The 19,422-nt window shown below is 40.8% G+C and carries 16 protein-coding genes; 8 read left to right on the top strand and 8 right to left on the bottom strand.

The window, feature by feature from the left end; all coding sequences use genetic code 11:
- Window positions 1-74: 74 nt before the first annotated feature.
- Window positions 75-1,250: a thiolase family protein gene (locus tag E0H81_RS07465; protein WP_131317841.1), complete on the bottom strand. Its 1,176-nt coding sequence runs from the start codon at window positions 1,248-1,250 to the stop codon at window positions 75-77.
- 116 nt (window positions 1,251-1,366) lie between these two features.
- Window positions 1,367-1,888, bottom strand: a complete 522-nt coding sequence (locus tag E0H81_RS07460; RefSeq protein WP_131317839.1) for a GspH/FimT family pseudopilin — start codon at window positions 1,886-1,888, stop codon at window positions 1,367-1,369.
- A gap of 378 nt (window positions 1,889-2,266) precedes the next feature.
- Between E0H81_RS07460 and omp38 the strand changes: the two genes are divergently transcribed.
- Window positions 2,267-3,400: an outer membrane protein Omp38 gene (gene omp38 / locus E0H81_RS07455; protein WP_131317837.1), complete on the top strand. Its 1,134-nt coding sequence runs from the start codon at window positions 2,267-2,269 to the stop codon at window positions 3,398-3,400.
- 142 nt (window positions 3,401-3,542) lie between these two features.
- Window positions 3,543-4,379, top strand: coding sequence for an alpha/beta fold hydrolase (locus E0H81_RS07450; RefSeq protein WP_131317835.1), 837 nt, complete (start codon window positions 3,543-3,545; stop codon window positions 4,377-4,379).
- Window positions 4,380-4,423: 44 nt separating this feature from the next.
- Here the strand turns inward: E0H81_RS07450 and E0H81_RS07445 are convergent, their stop codons facing one another.
- From E0H81_RS07445 to E0H81_RS07435, 3 genes are all read right to left on the bottom strand, one after another.
- Window positions 4,424-5,890, bottom strand: coding sequence for an amino acid permease (locus E0H81_RS07445; RefSeq protein WP_131317833.1), 1,467 nt, complete (start codon window positions 5,888-5,890; stop codon window positions 4,424-4,426).
- On the bottom strand, window positions 5,890-6,924 hold the full coding sequence (locus tag E0H81_RS07440; protein WP_131317831.1) for a methyltransferase: 1,035 nt from the start codon (window positions 6,922-6,924) through the stop codon (window positions 5,890-5,892). The genes E0H81_RS07445 and E0H81_RS07440 overlap by 1 nt, the downstream gene beginning before the upstream one ends.
- 65 nt (window positions 6,925-6,989) lie before the next feature.
- Window positions 6,990-8,360, bottom strand: a complete 1,371-nt coding sequence (locus E0H81_RS07435; RefSeq protein WP_131317829.1) for a uracil-xanthine permease family protein — start codon at window positions 8,358-8,360, stop codon at window positions 6,990-6,992.
- Window positions 8,361-8,534: 174 nt separating this feature from the next.
- Between E0H81_RS07435 and typA the strand changes: the two genes are divergently transcribed.
- Both typA and mscL read left to right on the top strand, forming a co-directional pair.
- Window positions 8,535-10,370 carry a translational GTPase TypA gene (gene typA, locus E0H81_RS07430; RefSeq protein WP_131317827.1) on the top strand — a complete coding sequence of 612 codons (1,836 nt, stop codon included), beginning with the start codon at window positions 8,535-8,537 and terminating at the stop codon, window positions 10,368-10,370.
- A gap of 226 nt (window positions 10,371-10,596) precedes the next feature.
- Complete coding sequence (mscL, locus tag E0H81_RS07425) at window positions 10,597-11,034, top strand: large conductance mechanosensitive channel protein MscL (protein WP_131269307.1); 438 nt, start codon at window positions 10,597-10,599, stop codon at window positions 11,032-11,034.
- 255 nt (window positions 11,035-11,289) lie between these two features.
- Here mscL and E0H81_RS07420 read toward each other — a convergent pair whose 3' ends face one another.
- The gene (locus E0H81_RS07420; protein WP_131317825.1) at window positions 11,290-11,571 is read right to left on the bottom strand and encodes a peptidylprolyl isomerase; all 282 of its coding nucleotides are present in this window, start codon (window positions 11,569-11,571) and stop codon (window positions 11,290-11,292) included.
- Window positions 11,568-12,422, bottom strand: a complete 855-nt coding sequence (mutM, locus tag E0H81_RS07415) for a bifunctional DNA-formamidopyrimidine glycosylase/DNA-(apurinic or apyrimidinic site) lyase (protein WP_131317823.1) — start codon at window positions 12,420-12,422, stop codon at window positions 11,568-11,570. The genes E0H81_RS07420 and mutM overlap by 4 nt, the downstream gene beginning before the upstream one ends.
- Before the next feature lie 401 nt (window positions 12,423-12,823).
- On the opposite strand from mutM, the gene E0H81_RS07410 reads away from it, so the two are divergent.
- The 4 genes from E0H81_RS07410 to E0H81_RS07395 all read left to right on the top strand — a co-directional run bounded on the left by E0H81_RS07410 (window position 12,824) and on the right by E0H81_RS07395 (window position 18,378).
- Window positions 12,824-14,086: a carbohydrate porin gene (locus E0H81_RS07410; protein WP_131317821.1), complete on the top strand. Its 1,263-nt coding sequence runs from the start codon at window positions 12,824-12,826 to the stop codon at window positions 14,084-14,086.
- 20 nt (window positions 14,087-14,106) lie between these two features.
- Complete coding sequence (locus E0H81_RS07405; protein WP_131317819.1) at window positions 14,107-16,254, top strand: TonB-dependent receptor; 2,148 nt, start codon at window positions 14,107-14,109, stop codon at window positions 16,252-16,254.
- A gap of 11 nt (window positions 16,255-16,265) precedes the next feature.
- Window positions 16,266-17,375: an NADH:flavin oxidoreductase/NADH oxidase gene (locus tag E0H81_RS07400; protein ID WP_131317817.1), complete on the top strand. Its 1,110-nt coding sequence runs from the start codon at window positions 16,266-16,268 to the stop codon at window positions 17,373-17,375.
- A 79-nt stretch (window positions 17,376-17,454) separates the two neighbouring features.
- Window positions 17,455-18,378, top strand: coding sequence for an AEC family transporter (locus tag E0H81_RS07395; protein ID WP_131317816.1), 924 nt, complete (start codon window positions 17,455-17,457; stop codon window positions 18,376-18,378).
- A gap of 59 nt (window positions 18,379-18,437) precedes the next feature.
- On the opposite strand, the gene E0H81_RS07390 is transcribed toward E0H81_RS07395, so the two are convergent.
- A complete protein-coding gene (locus E0H81_RS07390) occupies window positions 18,438-19,244 on the bottom strand; it encodes a tetratricopeptide repeat protein (RefSeq protein ID WP_131317814.1) in 807 nt (268 codons plus the stop codon).
- Between the last annotated feature and the right edge of the window lie 178 nt (window positions 19,245-19,422).

Raw genomic sequence — 19,422 nt, 5'->3', positions numbered from 1 at the left:
AATTTTGAGGGATTGTCTTAAATAATCTCCCCTAAACCCAATCTTTATAAAAAAAAGCGGGGCTTCAAAAACATTTAAAGCAGCTCAATCGCCACCGCAGTTGCTTCACCACCACCAATACACAGTGCAGCAATGCCTTTTTTACCGCCCGTACGTTTAAGCGCATGAATCAAGGTCAAAATAATACGTGAACCGGTTGAACCTACTGGATGGCCAAGTGCACATGCACCACCATTAATATTCACTTTAGCTGAATCAAGCTTGAAATCATCCATAGGACACATGGTCACCATGGCAAATGCTTCATTGATTTCCCAAAGGTCAACATCAGAAGCATCCCAACCACTTTTGTTGAGAACTTTTTGAATTGCACCAACAGGGGCGATAGTAAATTCAGAAGGGTGCTGTGAATTTGATGCATAAGCGACAATTTTCGCCAAAGGTTTTAAACCTTTTGCAGAGGCATTGTCTGCTGAAGTAAGTACAAGTGCAGAAGCACCATCTGAAATTGAGCTGGCATTGGCTGCAGTAATGGTGCCGTCTTTAGCAAAAGCAGGACGAAGTGTTGGAATTTTTGCAATATTAGCATTAAATGGCTGTTCATCTTTATCAACAACTACATCACCTTTACGTGTAGAAATTGTCACAGCAACAATTTCATCAGCGAAGTAGCCTTCATTCACTGCGGTTTGAGCACGTTCCAGTGAGCGAATGGCAAAGTTATCCATTTGCTCACGTGTATAGCCACGGGTATTTGCCATATCTTGGGCAAAAGAACCCATCAGGCGGCCTGTTTCAGCATCTTCAAGGCCATCAAGGAACATGTGATCTTTCACATCGCCGTGACCCATGCGGTAACCTGCACGTGCTTTGGTCAATACATAAGGTGCATTGCTCATTGATTCCATACCGCCTGCAACTACAATTTCAGCAGAACCTGCTTTAATCATATCGGCAGCTTGCATCACGGCTTTCATACCTGAACCACAAAGTTTATTGATGGTGACTGCACCAGTTGAATCAGGTAGTCCGGCTTGACGCATTGCCTGACGTGCAGGACCTTGCTTTAAGCCGGCAGGCAGCACGCAGCCCATAATGACTTCTTCGACATCAGTTGGTTGTAATCCTGCACGAGCAATGGCTTCTTTGATTGAAGCTGCACCAAGTTCAGGTGCTGTTACACCCGCTAAGCTACCTTGAAAACCGCCCATAGCTGTACGCGCACCATTTACAATTACGATGTCTGTCATTTTTTGTCTCTCCGAGATTTACTTTTTTAGTGGATTGTTTTCCAAACATAAGCAGTATATTGAAAAATGAGCAGGAATAAAGTCTGTTTGTTCTACAGCTTTAGACTGATAAGTTTTTAGCAAGTGAGCGGATTCTCAATACGGGTATGTCCCATACGGCTCAATAAAATTTTATAGTGAGTTTGTTGATAAGTAGAACAATAATAAAAACTGCCATTTGATCCATTCGGAAGTCCATTTGAGGCTTGAAAAGTTAAGCTTGGAATACTTAAAGTACCTCTCCAATCCAAATTTCCATATTTTAGCTCAGTTGATTGTGTATCGATAATTTTTTCCTCAGTATCCACCTGTCTGTTTTTATTGACATCTAAAAAGACAATAAAACCTGAATTCCAATAGCTTGCTTGGCAATTCACTCTATTTTGGCTGGGACAAATAACCACATTGGTGTGGTGTATAGCGGCATGCGATTTCGCCAAATGAATACTTGAAATGAGTTTATGGGTAATATTTTTGATTTCTTGTTTAGCCATTGTTTCATGAAAATAAGGTAAAGCTATGCTAGTCATAATTGCTAAAACAGCGAGCGTAACGATGAGTTCAACGAGTGTAAAACCCTTCTTTTGTATAGAAATCATTAAATTAACCTTATAATATGTTTTTTTTTAATTGTTTATGTTATTAATATTTTGTTTTTAATCGTTTTTTTTGCGAGTAAGATTTATTACTCAACTTTTAAGAAAGCTGTTAAAATAATTGGTAAGTGACAATAAGCTATTCACAAGAATAAATTGAGTAAAAAATTACCGAATTACAACGGAAATTGTAAGTAATTTTGTCAATAATTTACTTGATTAAAATTATCAAGCACTTGGAAAAGAAATAAAGTGTTTGTATGATTCAAAGTGAATGGCTTAAAAATAAAACTGGGGTATTAGAAAGCCCATCTCAGAATAGCCCAAATTTAGGCTTGAGCTTGAACTTGAAAACAATTGTTATCTCTGGAGGATAATTTCATGAAAATGAGTCGTATTGCATTAGCAATGCTCGTTGCTGCACCTTTGGCTGCTGCTAACGCTGGCGTAACTATTACACCATTAATGCTGGGTTATACTTGGCAAGATACTAAACACAACAATGGTCAATCTCAGTTGTTATCTTCTAAACTTGGTCAAGGCGAAATGAAAGACGACTTGTTCGTTGGCGCTGCGCTTGGTGTTGAATTAACTCCATGGTTAGGTTTTGAAGCTGAATATAACCAAGTGAAAGGCGACGTTAGCCAAATGAACGGTTCACATGGTTTTGGTCAAGCAAATAGCTTGGTTGATCTAGATGCTGAGTACAAGACTACTCAAATCAACGGTAACTTCTATGTTACTTCTGACTTGATCACTCAAAACTATGACAGCAAAATCAAGCCATATGTACTTGGTGGTGCAGGTCACTACAAAACTAAATTCAGTGGTGTAGCGCGTGACAACCGTAATGGTGCAGGTGGTCGTGATCGTGGTAACACTGAAGAAGGTACTTTAGCGAATGCGGGTGTAGGTGCATTCTGGCGCTTAAACGATGCGCTATCTCTACGTACTGAAGCACGTGGTACATACCACTTTGATGAACAATTCTGGAACTACACAGCTTTAGCTGGTCTTAATGTGGTTCTTGGTGGTCATTTGAAACCGGCTGCTCCTGTAGTTGAAGTTGCTCCAGTTGAACCTGTAGCTCCAGTTCAACCAGCTCCACAAGAGTTGACTGAAGACCTTAACATGGAACTTCGTGTGTTCTTTGATACAAACAAATCAAACATCAAAGATCAATACAAACCAGAAATCGCTAAAGTTGCTGAGAAGTTAGTTGAATATCCGAACGCTACTGCTCGCATCGAAGGCCATACAGATAACACTGGTCCACGTGCATTGAACGAACGTTTATCATTGGCTCGTGCTAACTCTGTTAAATCTTCACTTGTAAATGAATACAATGTAGATCCAGCTCGTTTGGCTACTCAAGGTTTCGCTTGGGATCAACCGATTGCTGACAACAACACTAAAGAAGGCCGTGCTATGAACCGTCGTGTATTCGCGACTATTTCTGGTAGCCGTACAGTTGTTGCAGAACCTGCTCAAGAGCAAGCTCCAGCAGCTCAATAATCTGTTATTGAACTGATTTAAAAAAGCAGCCTTAGGGCTGCTTTTTTTATATCTGCTACATAAGCATAACTTGTTTAATACACTGTTTCATTTTTATCTTGTTCTAATAAATACCCCTATACAATAAAAAGAGGGTAAAACAATGAGCCAGATGTTAACGACTAAAGATGGTACCTCAATTTATTATAAAGATTGGGGGAAAGGTGCTGTAGTTGTCTTTTCACATGGATGGCCTTTATCCAGTGATGCTTTTGAAGACCAGATGTTATTTCTGGCTGAGCATGGTTATCGAGTCATTGCATTTGACCGGCGTGGTCATGGGAGGTCAAGTCAACCGTGGTCTGGGCATACGATCGATCAATATGCAGAAGATTTACATCAATTGGTTGAACATTTAAATTTAGATCATTTTGCTTTAGTCGGGCATTCTACGGGGGGCGCAGTAGTCACACGCTATACTGCGAAATATGGACAGCAGAAAGTCACTAAACTTGCGTTGATTGCTGCTGTGACGCCGTTAATGATTAGACGAGATGACTATCCAGATGGTGCTGATCCAGAAGTATTTGATGAAATGCGTGCAAATTTGTTGGATAACAGAGCTGATTTTTATTTGGATTTTGCCAAAAAATTTTATGGTTATGACAAATTGCTCAATAAAACCTCTGAAGGGGTGGTACAAAATTTTTGGCGTATTGCGATGCAGGGTTCAATCAAAGCACATTACGATTGTATAGAGGCTTTTTCGGAAACAGATTTACGTGAAGATTTAAAACAAATTGCTGTGCCGACTTTGGTGCTTTATGGAACGGCAGATGAAATTGTACCTCCAGAAATTTGTAGCCAGCAGGCGGTAAAGCTTTTAAAGCAGGGCGTAGAAGAGCAAATTAAAGGAGCGCCACATGGTTTGTGTACTACCCATAAAAATGAAGTTAGTTTTGCTTTAAAACAATTTTTGGCAGATAACTCAATATTATAAAAATAAAAAACAGCCCAAAGGCTGTTTTTTATTGAGGTAGAAAATTAATCACGTTCTACATTTACAGGTTGAACATCCATTTCTTTATATGGAATCAGCTTGGTTTTATATTTCCATTTATAACCGAGCCAGATCACAAGAAATAATGGAATACTGATATAGGTTGAAAGCAAACCTAACCAATCAATTTTTCCACCGGTCAATGCTTCATAGTTCTGACCTAGAATAATGATCGAGCAAAGAATGAAGGCAAACCATGGGGCAAAAGGGAAGAACTTGGCTGTATACGCTAAATCTTCAAGTTTATAGCCTTGTGCTAAATAGCCTTTACGGAAACGGTAATGTGAAATGGCAATACCTAACCAGACAATAAAACCACACATGCCTGACATGTTGAGCAGCCAGTTAAAAACTTGTTGTTCGCCAATAAATGTCGTTAAAAAGCAGAGTGCAGCAATTGCAGTGGTGGCATAAAGCGCATTCATTGGTACGCCACGAGGGTCAAGTTTAGCAAACCATTTTGGTGCGCGTCCTTGACGTGCCATATCGAAAAGCATACGGGTAGATGAATACATGCCTGAATTACCTGCAGACAATATTGCAGTCAGAATCACCGCATTCATTAAACCTGCAGCAAAAGCAAAACCTGCCTTTTCATACAATAATGTAAAAGGTGAAAGAGTAATGTTGTCACTTGCAGCAGCTTGTAAAAGACGCGGATCATCATAGGCAACCAATGTACCGATAATGAAAATACACACCACGTAAAACAATAAAATACGCCAGAAAATTTGCTTAATGGCAACAGGGATGGTTTTTTTAGGGTCTTTCGATTCACCTGCGGCAACTCCGACCATCTCGGTTCCCTGAAACGAGAAACCGGCAATCATTGCCACACCAATCATGGCTTGCAAGCCACCAACAAAAGGCGCATCGCCTTTGGTCCAGTTGGAGAAGGTCATCATATTTGGTGTCAGCATGATTTTTGCAATCATGGCAATACCAATAATGATAAAGACAATAATCGCAATCACTTTGACGAGAGAGAATAAAAATTCAGTTTCACCAAAGCCTTTAACAGTCATGGCATTAATAGCAAAAATAATGGCAAGGAAAATAGCACTCCAGTAGAAACCAGGAACGTCTGGAAACCAGAACTTCATAATAAACTGTACTGCAACCAGTTCAAAAGCCACGGTAATGGCCCAGTTGTACCAATAGTTCCAGCCTAAGGCAAAACCAAAGCCACCTTCCACATATTTAGTCCCATAGGTGAAAAATGCACCTGAGGTGGGGTTGTGGGTCGCAAGCTCACCCAGACTGGTCATCAAGAAATAAATCATGATTCCAATCAAACAGTACGCAAGTAATGCACCACCAGGACCAGCATTGGCAATGGTTGCACCAGAAGCCAAGAATAATCCTGTACCGATAGAACCACCAATGGCGATCATATTAAGATGGCGAGCACCAAGCTTACGCTGTAGGTGCGGTTGTCCTGTTTCGCTCATCATTTTTCCTTAACATTTTTTTGCATTTTGGCGAACAGTACTTTAAAGCCTTGTTGATCTGCTTTAGTCGTACATTGACCAAAATTCTGTTCAATTAATAATGGATAATTCAGAAAGCGGTTTGCCACAATCCATAATTCGCCGCCCGATTTTAAATGACGTCGTGAAGTTTTACATAAACTTTCGCTGGCGTTGTAATCGGTTTGGATGCCCTGATGGAAAGGAGGATTGCTGACGATGGCATGCAAGAAGAGAGGAGCATCCTCAATACCTGTCACTGCGGTAATTTCAAGTTGTTCTGGTGCAAGATCATTTTTTTCAAAGGTCATGCGGGTAGACGCCAATGCAAAAGCATCAACATCCATCGCAAAAATTCGATTTTTAGGATTCAGTTTGGCTAGATAAGCACTGATCACGCCCGCACCACAACCAAAGTCGGCAATTTTACCTGAAGTCACCTTTGATAAAAAAGGCAATAATGCGGCTGTGCCGACATCTAGACGATTTTGACTAAACACACCTGGAAGGGCACAAATGGTTAAATCACCATTAGGTGTCGCGACCGTATACTGCTGCGCCCAATCTGCTAAAGCTTTTGCAGTCACTGTAGTGTTAATGGTGACTTGCCACATCTGGCAATGGCGTGCGCTGTCAAGTTTTAGTGCTTGACCATAAGGTTGTAATTGCTTGGCTGCACGCTCAACGCCGGCTTTCTTTTCGCCGACCAGAAAGATAGAAGCCCCCAGACTTAAGCGACTAACTACATTGTGTAGAATATAGTTGAGTAATTCTTTCGACTTAGGCACAAAAATGATTGCTTGGTCAAAATCGCCTTCAGGAAGGTCGACACCAAAGTGGACATTGGCTTGTTGTGGCTGAAAGTATTGAAATTCATTATAATCCCATGTCCATAAACAGGGAGTGATGTCTTTCTCTAAATTGGAAAGTAAATCATCTGTTGGTGCATTAACCAGCAATACACGTCCAGAAAGATATTCATGCTGTCGAATGACAACTTCACTTCTTGGATCCATTTTTTATCTCGCCATTGAAAAACTCTGCCCAGACAATGCTGGGCAGAGTTGATGCTGAAATGAAATTATTTCTTCGATTCAGGAAGAATAATATTTAATAACAATGCTGCAATACCGCCTGTCGCAACACCAGAACTGAAGATGTTACGGAATAATTCAGGGAGATGTTCCAGAATTTGTGGCACTTGTGCAACCCCTAAACCAAGGGCAAGCGAGATTGCAATAATCAATAATGCACGACGGTCAAGCTGCACCCCTGAAAGAATGTTAATACCAGATGCTGCAACAGCACCGAACATCACCATAACGGCACCACCAAGCACGGCTTGCGGTACAGCTTGAATGACACCTGCAACTGCAGGAAGCAAGCCAAGAATCACCAATAATGCTGCAATCCAGATGCCCACATAACGGCTGGCAACACCAGTCAGTTGAATGACACCATTATTTTGTGCAAATACAGAACTAGGGAAAGTGTTGAAAATACCCGCCAAGAAAGAATTTGCACCATTTACCAGTACACCACCTTTAATGCGTTCCATCCATTTTGGACCATCTACTGGTTGGTTTGAAATCTTGGAAGTTGCGGTGATGTCACCAATTGCTTCCAGTGATGTCACCAGGTAAATAAATGCCATCGGAATAAACAAGCTCCAGGAGAAGCTTAAACCAAAGTGCATTGGGGTTGGAATCTGAACAATCGGGGCATCTTTCAAGCCGGAAAAATCCAGGTGTCCCATGAAACCGGCAAGCGTATAGCCAATAATTAAGGCAATCAGAATCGCGGAGCTTTTTACCCAGGTAATACGGATACGATTCAAAATAACAATGATCGCAAGTACGGTACATGACATGATCAGGTTATCTGCGTTGGCAAAGGTCTTATCGCTCATCGCCTGATAGCCACCACCCATACTGATTAAACCTTCCTTAATTAAGGTCAAACCAATCAGCAGGACAACAATACCGGTAACAAGTGGCGTAATCAGCTTTTTCACCCACGGTAAAATGCGGGACACGGTCATTTCAATAAATGAACCGGCAATCACCACACCAAAAATAGAAGCCATCACGGCTTCAACCGGGGTGCCCGCAGCGACCATCGCTGAACCAATACCGATAATTGGACCAATAAAGTTAAAGCTGGTGCCTTGAACAATTAATAAGCCTGCGCCAAAAGGACCAACTTTTTTACATTGTAGAAAGGTTGCAATACCCGAGATCACCAATGACATCGAAAGAATCATGTTAGTGTCTTCTTTTGACACACCCAAGGCTAAGCAAATCAGCAAACCGGGCGTGACAATTGGGACAATAATTGCAAGTAAATGTTGCAGTGCAGCTAAAAAAGCGATGAAAGGTTTAGGACGATCGTTTAATCCATAGACCAAATCAAGGCGATCTTGTTGCTCGGGAGAGTTATTCAAATCAGACATGTAAGACAGGTACAGCAGCAATTTGTCGTTATTCTAATCGAGTTACAGGACATTACAAATGAAAAAAAGTGTGATTTGTCAAAAAAACTTGTAACTGTCAATAAACTGTCACTACTAAAACTTTGTATTTTTCTGTATAATTTGCCCTCAAATTTAAAGCGTATCGAATTATACATGTCAGATATTAAAACTCTCCGTAACATTGCCATTATTGCGCACGTCGATCATGGTAAAACGACTCTTGTAGACAAACTTTTACAGCAATCAGGTGCTCTTGGCGATCGCGCGGGCGAGATCGAACGTGTGATGGATTCGGGCGCTATCGAGTCTGAACGTGGTATTACCATTCTTGCAAAAAACACTGCAATTAAATGGACCGATGCTCGTACAAACACAGAATACCGCATTAACATTGTGGACACCCCGGGACATGCTGACTTCGGTGGTGAAGTTGAACGTGTAATGTCTATGGTTGACTGTGTATTGCTTCTTGTAGACTCACAAGAAGGTCCAATGCCACAAACTCGTTTCGTAACGCAAAAAGCGTTCGCACGTGGTTTGAAACCAATCGTAATTATCAACAAAGTTGATAAACCAAGCGCGCGTCCAGACTGGGTAATTGATCAAGTATTTGACTTGTTCGATAACTTGGGTGCTTCTGACGAACAGTTAGATTTCCCAATCGTTTATGCTTCAGGTCTACGTGGTGTTGCTGGTCCTTCTCCAGAAGAACTTGCTGACGACATGACTCCATTGTTCCAAACAATCGTAGACATCGTTGAGCCGCCAGCAGTTGACGTTGACGGTCCATTCCAAATGCAGGTTTCATCTCTTGACTACAACAGTTTCGTAGGTGTAATCGGTATTGGCCGTATTCAACGTGGTTCAGTAAAATTGAACACACAAGTCACTGTGATTGATAAAGAAGGTAAGACTCGTAACGGTCGTATCCTAAAAATCATGGGCTACCATGGTCTTGACCGTGTAGATATCGAAGAAGCAAATGCAGGTGACATCGTTTGTGTAACAGGTATCGATGCATTAAACATTTCTGACACAATTTGTGATCCGAAAGCTGTTGAAGCACTTCCTCCACTTTCTGTAGATGAACCTACAGTGACCATGACTTTCCAAGTAAACAACTCACCGTTTGCTGGTAAAGAAGGTAAATTTGTAACTTCACGTAATATCCGTGAGCGTCTTGATCGTGAATTGATCCACAACGTGGCATTACGTGTTGAAGATACTGATTCTCCAGACCGTTTCAAAGTATCTGGCCGTGGTGAACTTCACCTTTCAGTTCTGATTGAAAACATGCGTCGCGAAGGCTTCGAAATGGGCGTATCACGTCCGCAAGTGATCATGAAAGAAGTTGATGGTCAAATGCAAGAACCGTTTGAAAACGTAACTTTTGACGTTGAAGAACAGCACCAAGGTTTCGTTATGGAACAAATGGGCTTCCGTAAAGGCGAAATGACCAATATGGAAGTAGACGGTAAAGGCCGTATCCGTATTGAAGCAACTGTTCCTTCACGTGGCTTGATTGGTTTCCGTTCGGAATACCTAACCATGACTTCTGGTACAGGGATCATGACTTCAAGCTTCTCGCATTATGGTCCTGCTAAACCGGGTACTGTTGCGAAACGTCAAAACGGTGTGCTAGTTTCTATGGTTCAAGGCGTGTGTCTTGGCTATGCATTGTTCACACTGCAAGACCGTGGTCGTCTATTTGCACGTCCTCAGTTAGAAGTTTATGAAGGTATGATCGTAGGTATTAACTCACGTTCTGACGACATGGCTGTGAACCCAACTAAAGCGAAACAGTTAACTAACGTACGTGCATCTGGTACAGATGAAGCGTTAACTTTAGTACCTGCAATTGAATACACGCTTGAACAAGCGCTTGAATTCATTGAAGATGATGAACTAGTTGAAGTAACCCCTAAATCAATCCGTATTCGTAAACGTTGGTTGACTGAAGGCGAACGTAAACGTAACCGTGGTAAATAAGATTTAAAATAATTTTGCTCATTTAGAGTGATGTTATGAAAAATGCTATCCATTTATGGGTAGCATTTTTTTTGTTTGTAATTGGCAATTCCATATATTCAAAATAAATAATTCCGAGTAAATTACAGGGAATTATGCGCTGTTATCAGTGCACTACAATGTGATACAGTTCGCAAAATATTTTAATTAATAAAGAAATAGCTTTAAAGATAAACTGGAGAAAGATATGAGTATTGTTCAAGAATTTAAAGAATTCGCCATTAAAGGCAATATGATGGATTTAGCGATTGGTGTCATCATTGGTGGCGCTTTCAGTAAAATCATTGATTCATTGGTTAAAGACATTATTATGCCTTTAATCACAATTATTACCGGTGGTGGTGTTGATTTCACGCAAAAATTCTTTGTATTAGGCGCTAACCCCGATAATTTACAATCTTTAGATGCCTTAACTAAGGCGGGTGTTAACGTAATGACTTACGGTAACTTTTTAACGATTTTAATTAACTTCTTGATCTTGGCGTGGGTCGTGTTCTTGTTGGTTAAACTCATGAACCGTTTACGTAAACAGGAAGGACCAGTAGAGGAAACTCCAACAACTCCAGCCGATATTGAATTACTTCGTGAAATTCGTGATGAGTTGAAAAAACGTCCACCACTTTAATTTTATTTATATAAAAAACGGCATCTTGAGATGCCGTTTTTATTTGTGATTTACCTCTCCCTAACCCTCTCCTAAGAGGAGAGGGAACATCCATTTATAAAACACAGATAAGTTATTTTATAACGAAAACTCCCTCTCCCTATGGGAGATGAGTAGCACTGCTGCGCAAGGGGTGAGGGGTCACGAATAGATATTTTTCCTTGAGAAATATTTTTCCTCGCTTCCTAAAAAGAGAGAGAATTTAAAATATTAGGCTTAATCCATCCGAAACTTAATTTCGAGCAAATGCCAGCCAAACTGACTTTTGATTGGGCCGTGTAATTCACGCTCTGGCAAGGTAAATACAGCTTTATCAATTGGACCAACCAACTGACCTTTTTTTATCTCTCCCAGTTCCCCACCTTTTTTGCCCGACGGACAAGTCGAATGCTGTTTGGCGAGTTTGGCAAAATCTGCACCGGCTTTAATTTTCTTTTTTAGCTGTTCAGCCATTTCTTTATCTTTCACTAAAATATGACGAACGATGGCAGATTTCATGCTTTATTCCCTTTAGATGGAGTCTTGGTCGCTATTTTAACTTTTTTTAAAGGCTGACACTGCGGACAAAATACACTGGCGCGTTGTCCAAGCTTTAAATTTTCCAGAGTCGTTTCACAGTTTATGCACATTTCGCCAGCGCGACCGTAAGCCAACAGGGTTTGCTGGAAATAGCCATTTTCACCCATTGCATTGGTATAGTCACGCAGGGTAGAGCCTCCTAAATCAATGGCTTGTTTTAAAATCCGTTTAACTTCGATCACTAATTTTTCAATTTGAACACGGCTTAAACTGGATGCGGGCTGAGCAGGATGGATGCCTAAGTTAAACAGGCTTTCAGTGGCATAAATATTTCCCACACCGACCACAATATGATTGTCCATAATCGCTACTTTAGCGCCGACATTTTTCTTTTTAAATTTTTCCGCTAAATATTCTGCATTAAAGGCATCACTTAAAGGTTCTGGACCTAAAGTATCAATCAACTTGCTTTGTGAGTTGGGATCTAACCATAAAATACAGCCGAAACGACGCGGATCGTGATAACGCAGTTCTACATCTTCAAACTGAATAATCACATGATCATGCTTACGCAATTCTGTATTTGCATCACAAAGACGGAAACTGCCCGACATGCCTAAATGCCATAGCATGCTGTCGTGTTCGAACTCCGCCAGAATATATTTAGAACGTCGGGTGAGTTTTAGTAATTTTTGTCCCTTCAATTTCTGAATATCATCAGGAATAGGCCAGCGTAAACGTGATTCACGGACTTGAACAGAAATGACTTTTTGGTCAATTAAAGGCAATAAACTGGTTTTGGTGGTTTCAACTTCTGGTAATTCGGGCATGCTGGATTCTAGTATGAGTAGATAATGCTAATATCGGGTTGCCAGTGAATGAATGCAAGTTTTTATTTTAAAGTAGAGTTCAGTCAGTAAAATTTATGCTTTTCCCCTAGAATGATCATTTTTAAATTGATTAAAAATGTCCTGTTAAGTTTTATTTTAAATGCTTTTTTAATAAACATAATAATTTTTTAAATTTAATTCTCTACATAATTTATTGAAAAATATTAATATATTTAAGTTTAATTAAACTATTGGTTATTTGTTTTACATTATGTATAACTTTTTGTTTTCTCTATAATAAAAATAATGATGAGATTAATATTTAAAAATTATGTAATTTTCACACAATATATACAATTTATTTGAATTGTATTCTCTCGAACGTTGCTGTGATCTCTCGTATGAAAAAATTTAGTCTCGCTTTATTACCAACTTTGATGATGGTTGCCATGACCCAAACTCAAGCCGCTGAAGCATTTGTCCCAAATGGTCAGTATTTGTTAGGGGACTGGAACGGTAAACGTACTGAACTTGCTGCTCAAGGTGTGAAATTTGATGCCAATATTGCTGCTGATGCTGCCTATTTAGCTGATGGTGGCCGTGATGACGGCAATGATCCGACTGTGGCGAGCCAATTATGGTTAGGCTCAACCTTTAATATGGAAAAACTTGCAGGCTGGGATGGGGTGACGATTCGTGCTGCGCTAAGTGCGCGTCAAGGGCAAAGTACAACCGTCGATGATTTACAAGGTGAGGTGCCGCAACTTGCCAATGTTCAAGCAAACTTTGGCCGTGGTAATCAAAAAACACGTTTAAGCGAATTGTCGATTGAAAAGAATTTTAAAGCGCAAGGCATCAGTGTCAAGGTCGGTCGTTTAGGTCTGGGTATGGACTTTAACGTGATGGCGTGTGATTTCCAAAGCACAGCATTTTGTGCTGCGCAAATGGGGAAATGGCAAGGTCTGATTTGGATGAACACACCTGTTGCACAATGGGGGGGGCGTGTGAAATATCAGGTGACGCCTGAAGTGTTTACTCAAGTGGGTGTCTATGAATACAACCCTGAAAATGCTTTAGAGCGTCATGGCTGGAATTTGGATACTGATAATGCGGATGGGGTAACCATTCCAGTTGAAGTGGTATGGCAACCTAAATCATTTGTGAATGGTTTGCCGGGTAGCTACCGTGTAGGTGGAATATACAACACTGCAGATGACGCTAAAAACCAATACGACATTGCTTATGCAAAAGGTGCAGTCGCTGAAGATCGTACCTATGGTGGCTGGTTGGCAGTAGAACAACAATTGACATCGACGGGTGCCGGTCGTCAAGGCTTGCATAGCTTTGCCAACTTTACCTGGCATGACCGTACCACCACCAAAGTGGACAATTCACAACAAATTGGTGTGAAATATATTGGTCTATTTGATTCTCAACCGAATGACATTTTAGGTCTGGGTGTAAACCGTGTACACATCAATGACCATGTGACTAATCCTGCATTTAATGCCAGTGCTGAATACAATGTTGAATTGAACTACAGCTATTATCCAACCAAATGGTTAATGCTTCGTCCAAATATTCAATATGTTATTAACCCAGGCGCTACAAATAACGTAGACGATGCCTTGGTTCTTGGTTTAAGCTCTAAAGTAGTATTTTAATATGACATAGAGAGCTGCCCATGCAAGGTAGATATCACCTGATTCCTATCAATATGACTTTACTTTGCCTGACGGCATGCATCTGCCAAAACCTCTATGCTGAAACAGGTTCTACGGAACCTGTTTTGTTGCCCACCTTAAAAATAGAAGCGACACGCACAGATACAGACTGGTTGCAAACACCGGCTTCCGTGTATCGAATTGATCAAAATAACAATGAAAATAATCTGGGTGTTAATTTATCTGAAACCTTAAAAGGGGTTCCCGGCTTACAACTGAATAACCGTGAAAATTATGCGCAGGATTTACAAATCTCGATGCGTGGCTTTGGCGCACGTTCAACTTTTGGGGTACGTGGCATCCGCTTATATGTCGATGGCATTCCAGCCACCATGCCTGATGGTCAGGGGCAAACCTCAAATATTGATCTAGGAAGTCTGGATCATATTGAAGTATTGGGTGGACCATTTTCATCACTTTATGGTAACTCTTCTGGCGGGACGATTTTAACCACCACTAAACAAGGCGAAGGTCGTGACTCTATCCAGTTAGGCTACTCTGCCGGTAGTCATAACAAAGGTCGTGCCGATATTGTCTTGCAGGGCGGGGCAGATCAAGCCAATGAACCGAGTTATGTCGTAAGCTCTTCTTATTTTGATACCGATGGCTATCGTGAGCATAGCGCTGCCAAAAAAGTGTTAAGCAATGCCAAACTGACTTGGGACCTGGATGATGGTTCTAAAGTGAACTGGATTGTGAACCATGTTGATATTAATGCCGATGATCCAGGTGGCTTAAGACGAGAGGACTGGAAAAGTAATCCTAAACAAGTGGTAGCGAACGTTACAAAATATAATGCTCGTAAAGAAATTCAACAAACCCAAACGGGCTTGACTTGGTCTAAGCCGATCAATGATCAGCATGAAGTCTATATAATGGCTTATGCCGGACAGCGTTCAGTAACCCAATACCAATCTACTCCGGATACTTCACAAATCAAAGATCCTATAACTGAAACAGTTAAGCCTTATCAAGCAGGCGGGGTAATTGATTTTGATCGTAACTTTTATGGATTAGATTTACGTTGGACAGGTAAGGAACTAGTACCAAATACTAGATTTTCTGCAGGTCTGGCTTTTGATACGATGGATGAAGATCGACAAGGTTATAATAATTTTACTACTGCAGAAAAGGGTGTAAAAGGCGATTTACGTCGTGATGAAAATAATACGCTTTGGAATTTAGATCCTTACCTGCAAGCATCTTGGGACTTTTTACCCAATTGGACATTAGATACTGGCTTACGTTACAGCAATGTACATTACAAATCTAAAGATCATTACATTGTAGGCCAAAATCTAAATAATAGTGGTAAGACAGATTACGATAAGGTGCTACCATCCGCAGCGCTTTCATGGAAAGTAAAGGATAATTTAACTGCTTATGCAAGTTATGCAAAAGGTTTTGAAACCCCAACTTTTACTGAAATGTCTTATTCGCCTGCCGGTGACACAGAAAATAATAATTTTGAATTGCAACCTGCAACTAGTGATAACTACGAAATGGGTTTAAAAGCTCAAAATAAATTAGGTAATTTCACTGCAGCAATTTTTCAAAGTAAAACCCAAGATGATATTGTTTCAGCAGGAAATGATAATGGTCGCGCCACTTTTAGAAATGCTGATAAAACTTTACGTGAAGGCATAGAGCTATCGTGGAACAGAAATATTTGGCGTGATTTGACTGCTCAAGCCAGTTATAGCTTTATCGATGCAACTTTTGATGCAGACATTTCCAATACCGATCCTGCAAAGGTTGTGGCGAAAGGAAATTACATTCCGGGTGTCGCTAAAAATCAGGCTTTTGTCGCTTTGGCTTGGCAACCTGAAACTGGCTTTAATGCAGGACTGGATGTTCGCTATATCGACAAATTATATGTAGACGACATCAATTCAGATGCTGCGCCAAGCTATACCCTTACCAGTGCCAATATCGGTTATGTCTGGAAAAATGCAGACTGGAAAGTGCGTACTTTTGCACGTGTTGATAATTTATTTGATGAAGAGTATGTAGGCTCTGTCATTGTTAATGATGGGAATGGCCGTTTCTTTGAACCCGCAGATGGCTTGAACTGGAGCGCAGGTTTAAGCCTAACTAAAGCATTTTAAGGAGAATAAGTGTGTCTTTATTATTTGAATCCATTCAATTTGGCTCTTTAAAACTTGAAAATAAAATTGTGGTTGCACCGATGTGTCAGTATTCGGCAACTGAACAGGGCGAAGTGACCTATTGGCATGAACAGCAATGGGCAAATTATGCATTATCTGGTGCGGGTTTATGCATTATTGAAGCGACTGCCGTTCAGCCTGAAGGACGGATCAGTTATGCAGATTTGGGATTGTGGAATGACTTGCAACGTGCCCAAATGAAAGCGCTGTTGGCTAAAGTGAAATCTTTATCTCCTATGCCTTTTGGTATTCAATTGGCGCATGCGGGCCGCAAAGCCTCTACCGATAAACCCTGGGATGGAAAAGGTCAATTTAAGCCAGATGAAACCCATGGCTGGCAAACCGTTTCAGCCAGTGATTTGCCATTTAACCCAACCGATCACCCACCGCATGCGCTGAGTAAAGATGAAATCCAGAAAGTGATTCAGGACTTTGCCGATGCTGCCGTGCGTGCTGTAGATGCCGGATTTGATTTGATTGAAGTGCATGCAGCCCATGGTTATCTGTTGCATCAATTTATGTCGCCATTGTCGAACAAGCGTACTGATGAATATGGCGGCAGTTTTGAAAATCGTATTCGTCTAACGCTTGAGGTTTTTCAGGCAATCAAAAATGTGGTACCGCATGATTATCCAATTGGGGTGCGTATTTCCGCGACTGACTGGATGGATGGAGAATACAGTTGGGATGTTGAATCTTCGGTCGGTTTATCAAAAGCTTTAGAGCAGTTGGGTGCTGTGTATATTCATGTTTCAAGTGGCGGTCTGTATGCCAAGCAAGAGATTAAAATTGGGGCCAACTATCAGGTGCCTTTTGCTGAAGCCATAAAGAAAGTGGTTCAGATTCCAGTGATTGCAGTGGGACTGATCACAGAAGCCGAGCAAGCTGAAAGTATTTTACAATCCGAGCAAGCCGATGCGATTGCTCTGGCTCGTGCCATGCTTTATGAGCCACGTTGGCCTTGGCATGCAGCAGCGACCTTGGGTGCGCATATAAAAATTGCACCCCAGTATTTGCGCTGTCAGCCGCATGGTGTGAAATCTCTGTTTGAACCCTTTTAGAAATAAAATTTAAATGTAAAAATGCAGTGATTGAGCAGAATTAATCTTGCCTAACAATAAAGAGCCGTAAGGAGCAGTTGTGGTTTTAAGTGTGATTTTACCGATCTGCCTGCTGCTTCTATTGGGATTTATCTGCGTAAAATTCGACTTTATTTTAGCCGAGCATATAAAAGGCTTAAGTCAATTTGTTTTTAAAATCTCTTTACCTGCATTTTTGCTGCAAGCCTTAGCCAGTAAGCGTTTTGATGAAATCTGGAATTCCAGTTATTTTATCGCATATGGCGGCGGTTCACTGATTATTTTTGCGTTTGCCTTTTTGTTGTACCGCAAATTTTTCCACTGTGGTCTAACCGAAGCTGGAGTGTTGTCCATGGGTGCCTCCATGTCCAATACCGGTTTTATTGGCACAGCAATCCTGACAATGCTGATTGGGCAGCATGCAGCAATTTATCTTTCTCTGACCCTGATTATTGAAAATTTATTGATTGTAGCGTTGACGCTGATTATTGCTGAAGCAGGGATACATCAACAACGGGCAACCTCGCAGGTGCTTAAGCAGACCTTGCACAATGTGATTAAAAATCCGGTCATTCTGTCGATTATATTTGGCATGTTGTGCGTGGTCTTGAATATTCATCTTCCCTCTTATCTGGTTCAGGCTTTGGAGATGTTGGGTAAAACCGCATCTCCGATTGCCTTATTTGTGATTGGTGGAAGCCTGGTTGGCATGAGCTTAAAAGCTGTCGATCTGCAAAGCGTAATTCTGGTGGGAATTAAAATAATCCTGATGCCGCTGACCATCTTTGCGTTATTGAGTATTTTGCCAAATGTCAGTCAAGAAATGCTTTATGCCGGGACATTGCTTGCAGCACTACCCATGCCGATTGTTTTTGGAATTATGGGACAGCACTATGGACTCAGTGATAAAGCACTCAGCGCTTTAATGTTAAGCACGATATTGGGCTTTATGCTGCTGAGCGGTCTGATAGCCATGTGGTGGTAACAGATTCTTCCAGTCATAGAAAAGCCCCATAGTCAGGGGCTTTTTTTATCGGAAAAAATTTAACTTTTCTTGGCAGCTTTTGCTGGATTTTTTGCTTGTTCAGCAATCATTTTATCCACGGCTGCTAAAGACTCCTTGGCTTGCGGTATATTTTCTTTGGCTAGGGCAGAGAAAATTTTCTTCGCTTCAGGCAGGTTTTGCGGAACAATATTGCCATTTGCAAACATATTTGCCACTGCCATAAGAGCAGGAATGTAGCCTTTTTGCGCTAAGTCCTGAATGCTTTTCAAGCCTTGTTTAATTGGCGCTTCACTTTTATTTTTAAAGCCTTGACTAATGTCATATAAGGCTTTGGCATGAACCGCTTGATAGTTACCTTTTTTAATTAAAGGATCTAATTTTTGCAAGGCCAGTTTATCTGAGGCAGGTGTGCCTTCAGCAAAAAGTAAAACTGCGAAATCCACGGTAGCATCAGCAAACCCTTGGTCAGATGCTTTCTGCAAATACTGTTTGGCTTTTTTAGTGTCTTGTTTAAGGCCCAAAGTTCCGCCAACGTAGTTTTTACCCAATACATAGTTGGCAACCGGATAACCTTTGCTTGCGGCCTCTTCATACAGCTTAATGGCTTTTTTCTCATCTTTGGCTGTGCCTTGACCGGTTTGAGTCAGATAGCCTAAGTTATAAATGGCTTGAGGGTTACCCGCTTTGGCCAATTTTTCCAATTCCTGGTATGCACCCTTCATATCGTTGGCTTTGACCAATGCTTCAATTTTGGCAAATGCAGGATCAACCGAATTTGTTGCCATTTCTGCCATTGCAAGATGTGAAGATAAGGTAATGATGCTGGCAAGTATAATTTTTTTCATAGTTTTATAACCTTTTTATAAACAATCACATAATTCCATTTATGTGTTTAAGAATGTATGTGGAAGACTCAATACAACATCATAAGTTTAATTATGTGAATGTAAATACATGATTTGTGTATTGCAATAAAATTTTGTTGATATCTGTCTCATCAGTGCTTCGATAAATCATGAGTCG

This window comes from Acinetobacter terrestris (genome assembly GCF_004331155.1).
Classification (GTDB): domain Bacteria; phylum Pseudomonadota; class Gammaproteobacteria; order Pseudomonadales; family Moraxellaceae; genus Acinetobacter; species Acinetobacter terrestris.
The sequence above is the reverse complement of the archived record's forward strand: the minus strand, read 5'-3'. Positions and strand labels throughout refer to the sequence as shown.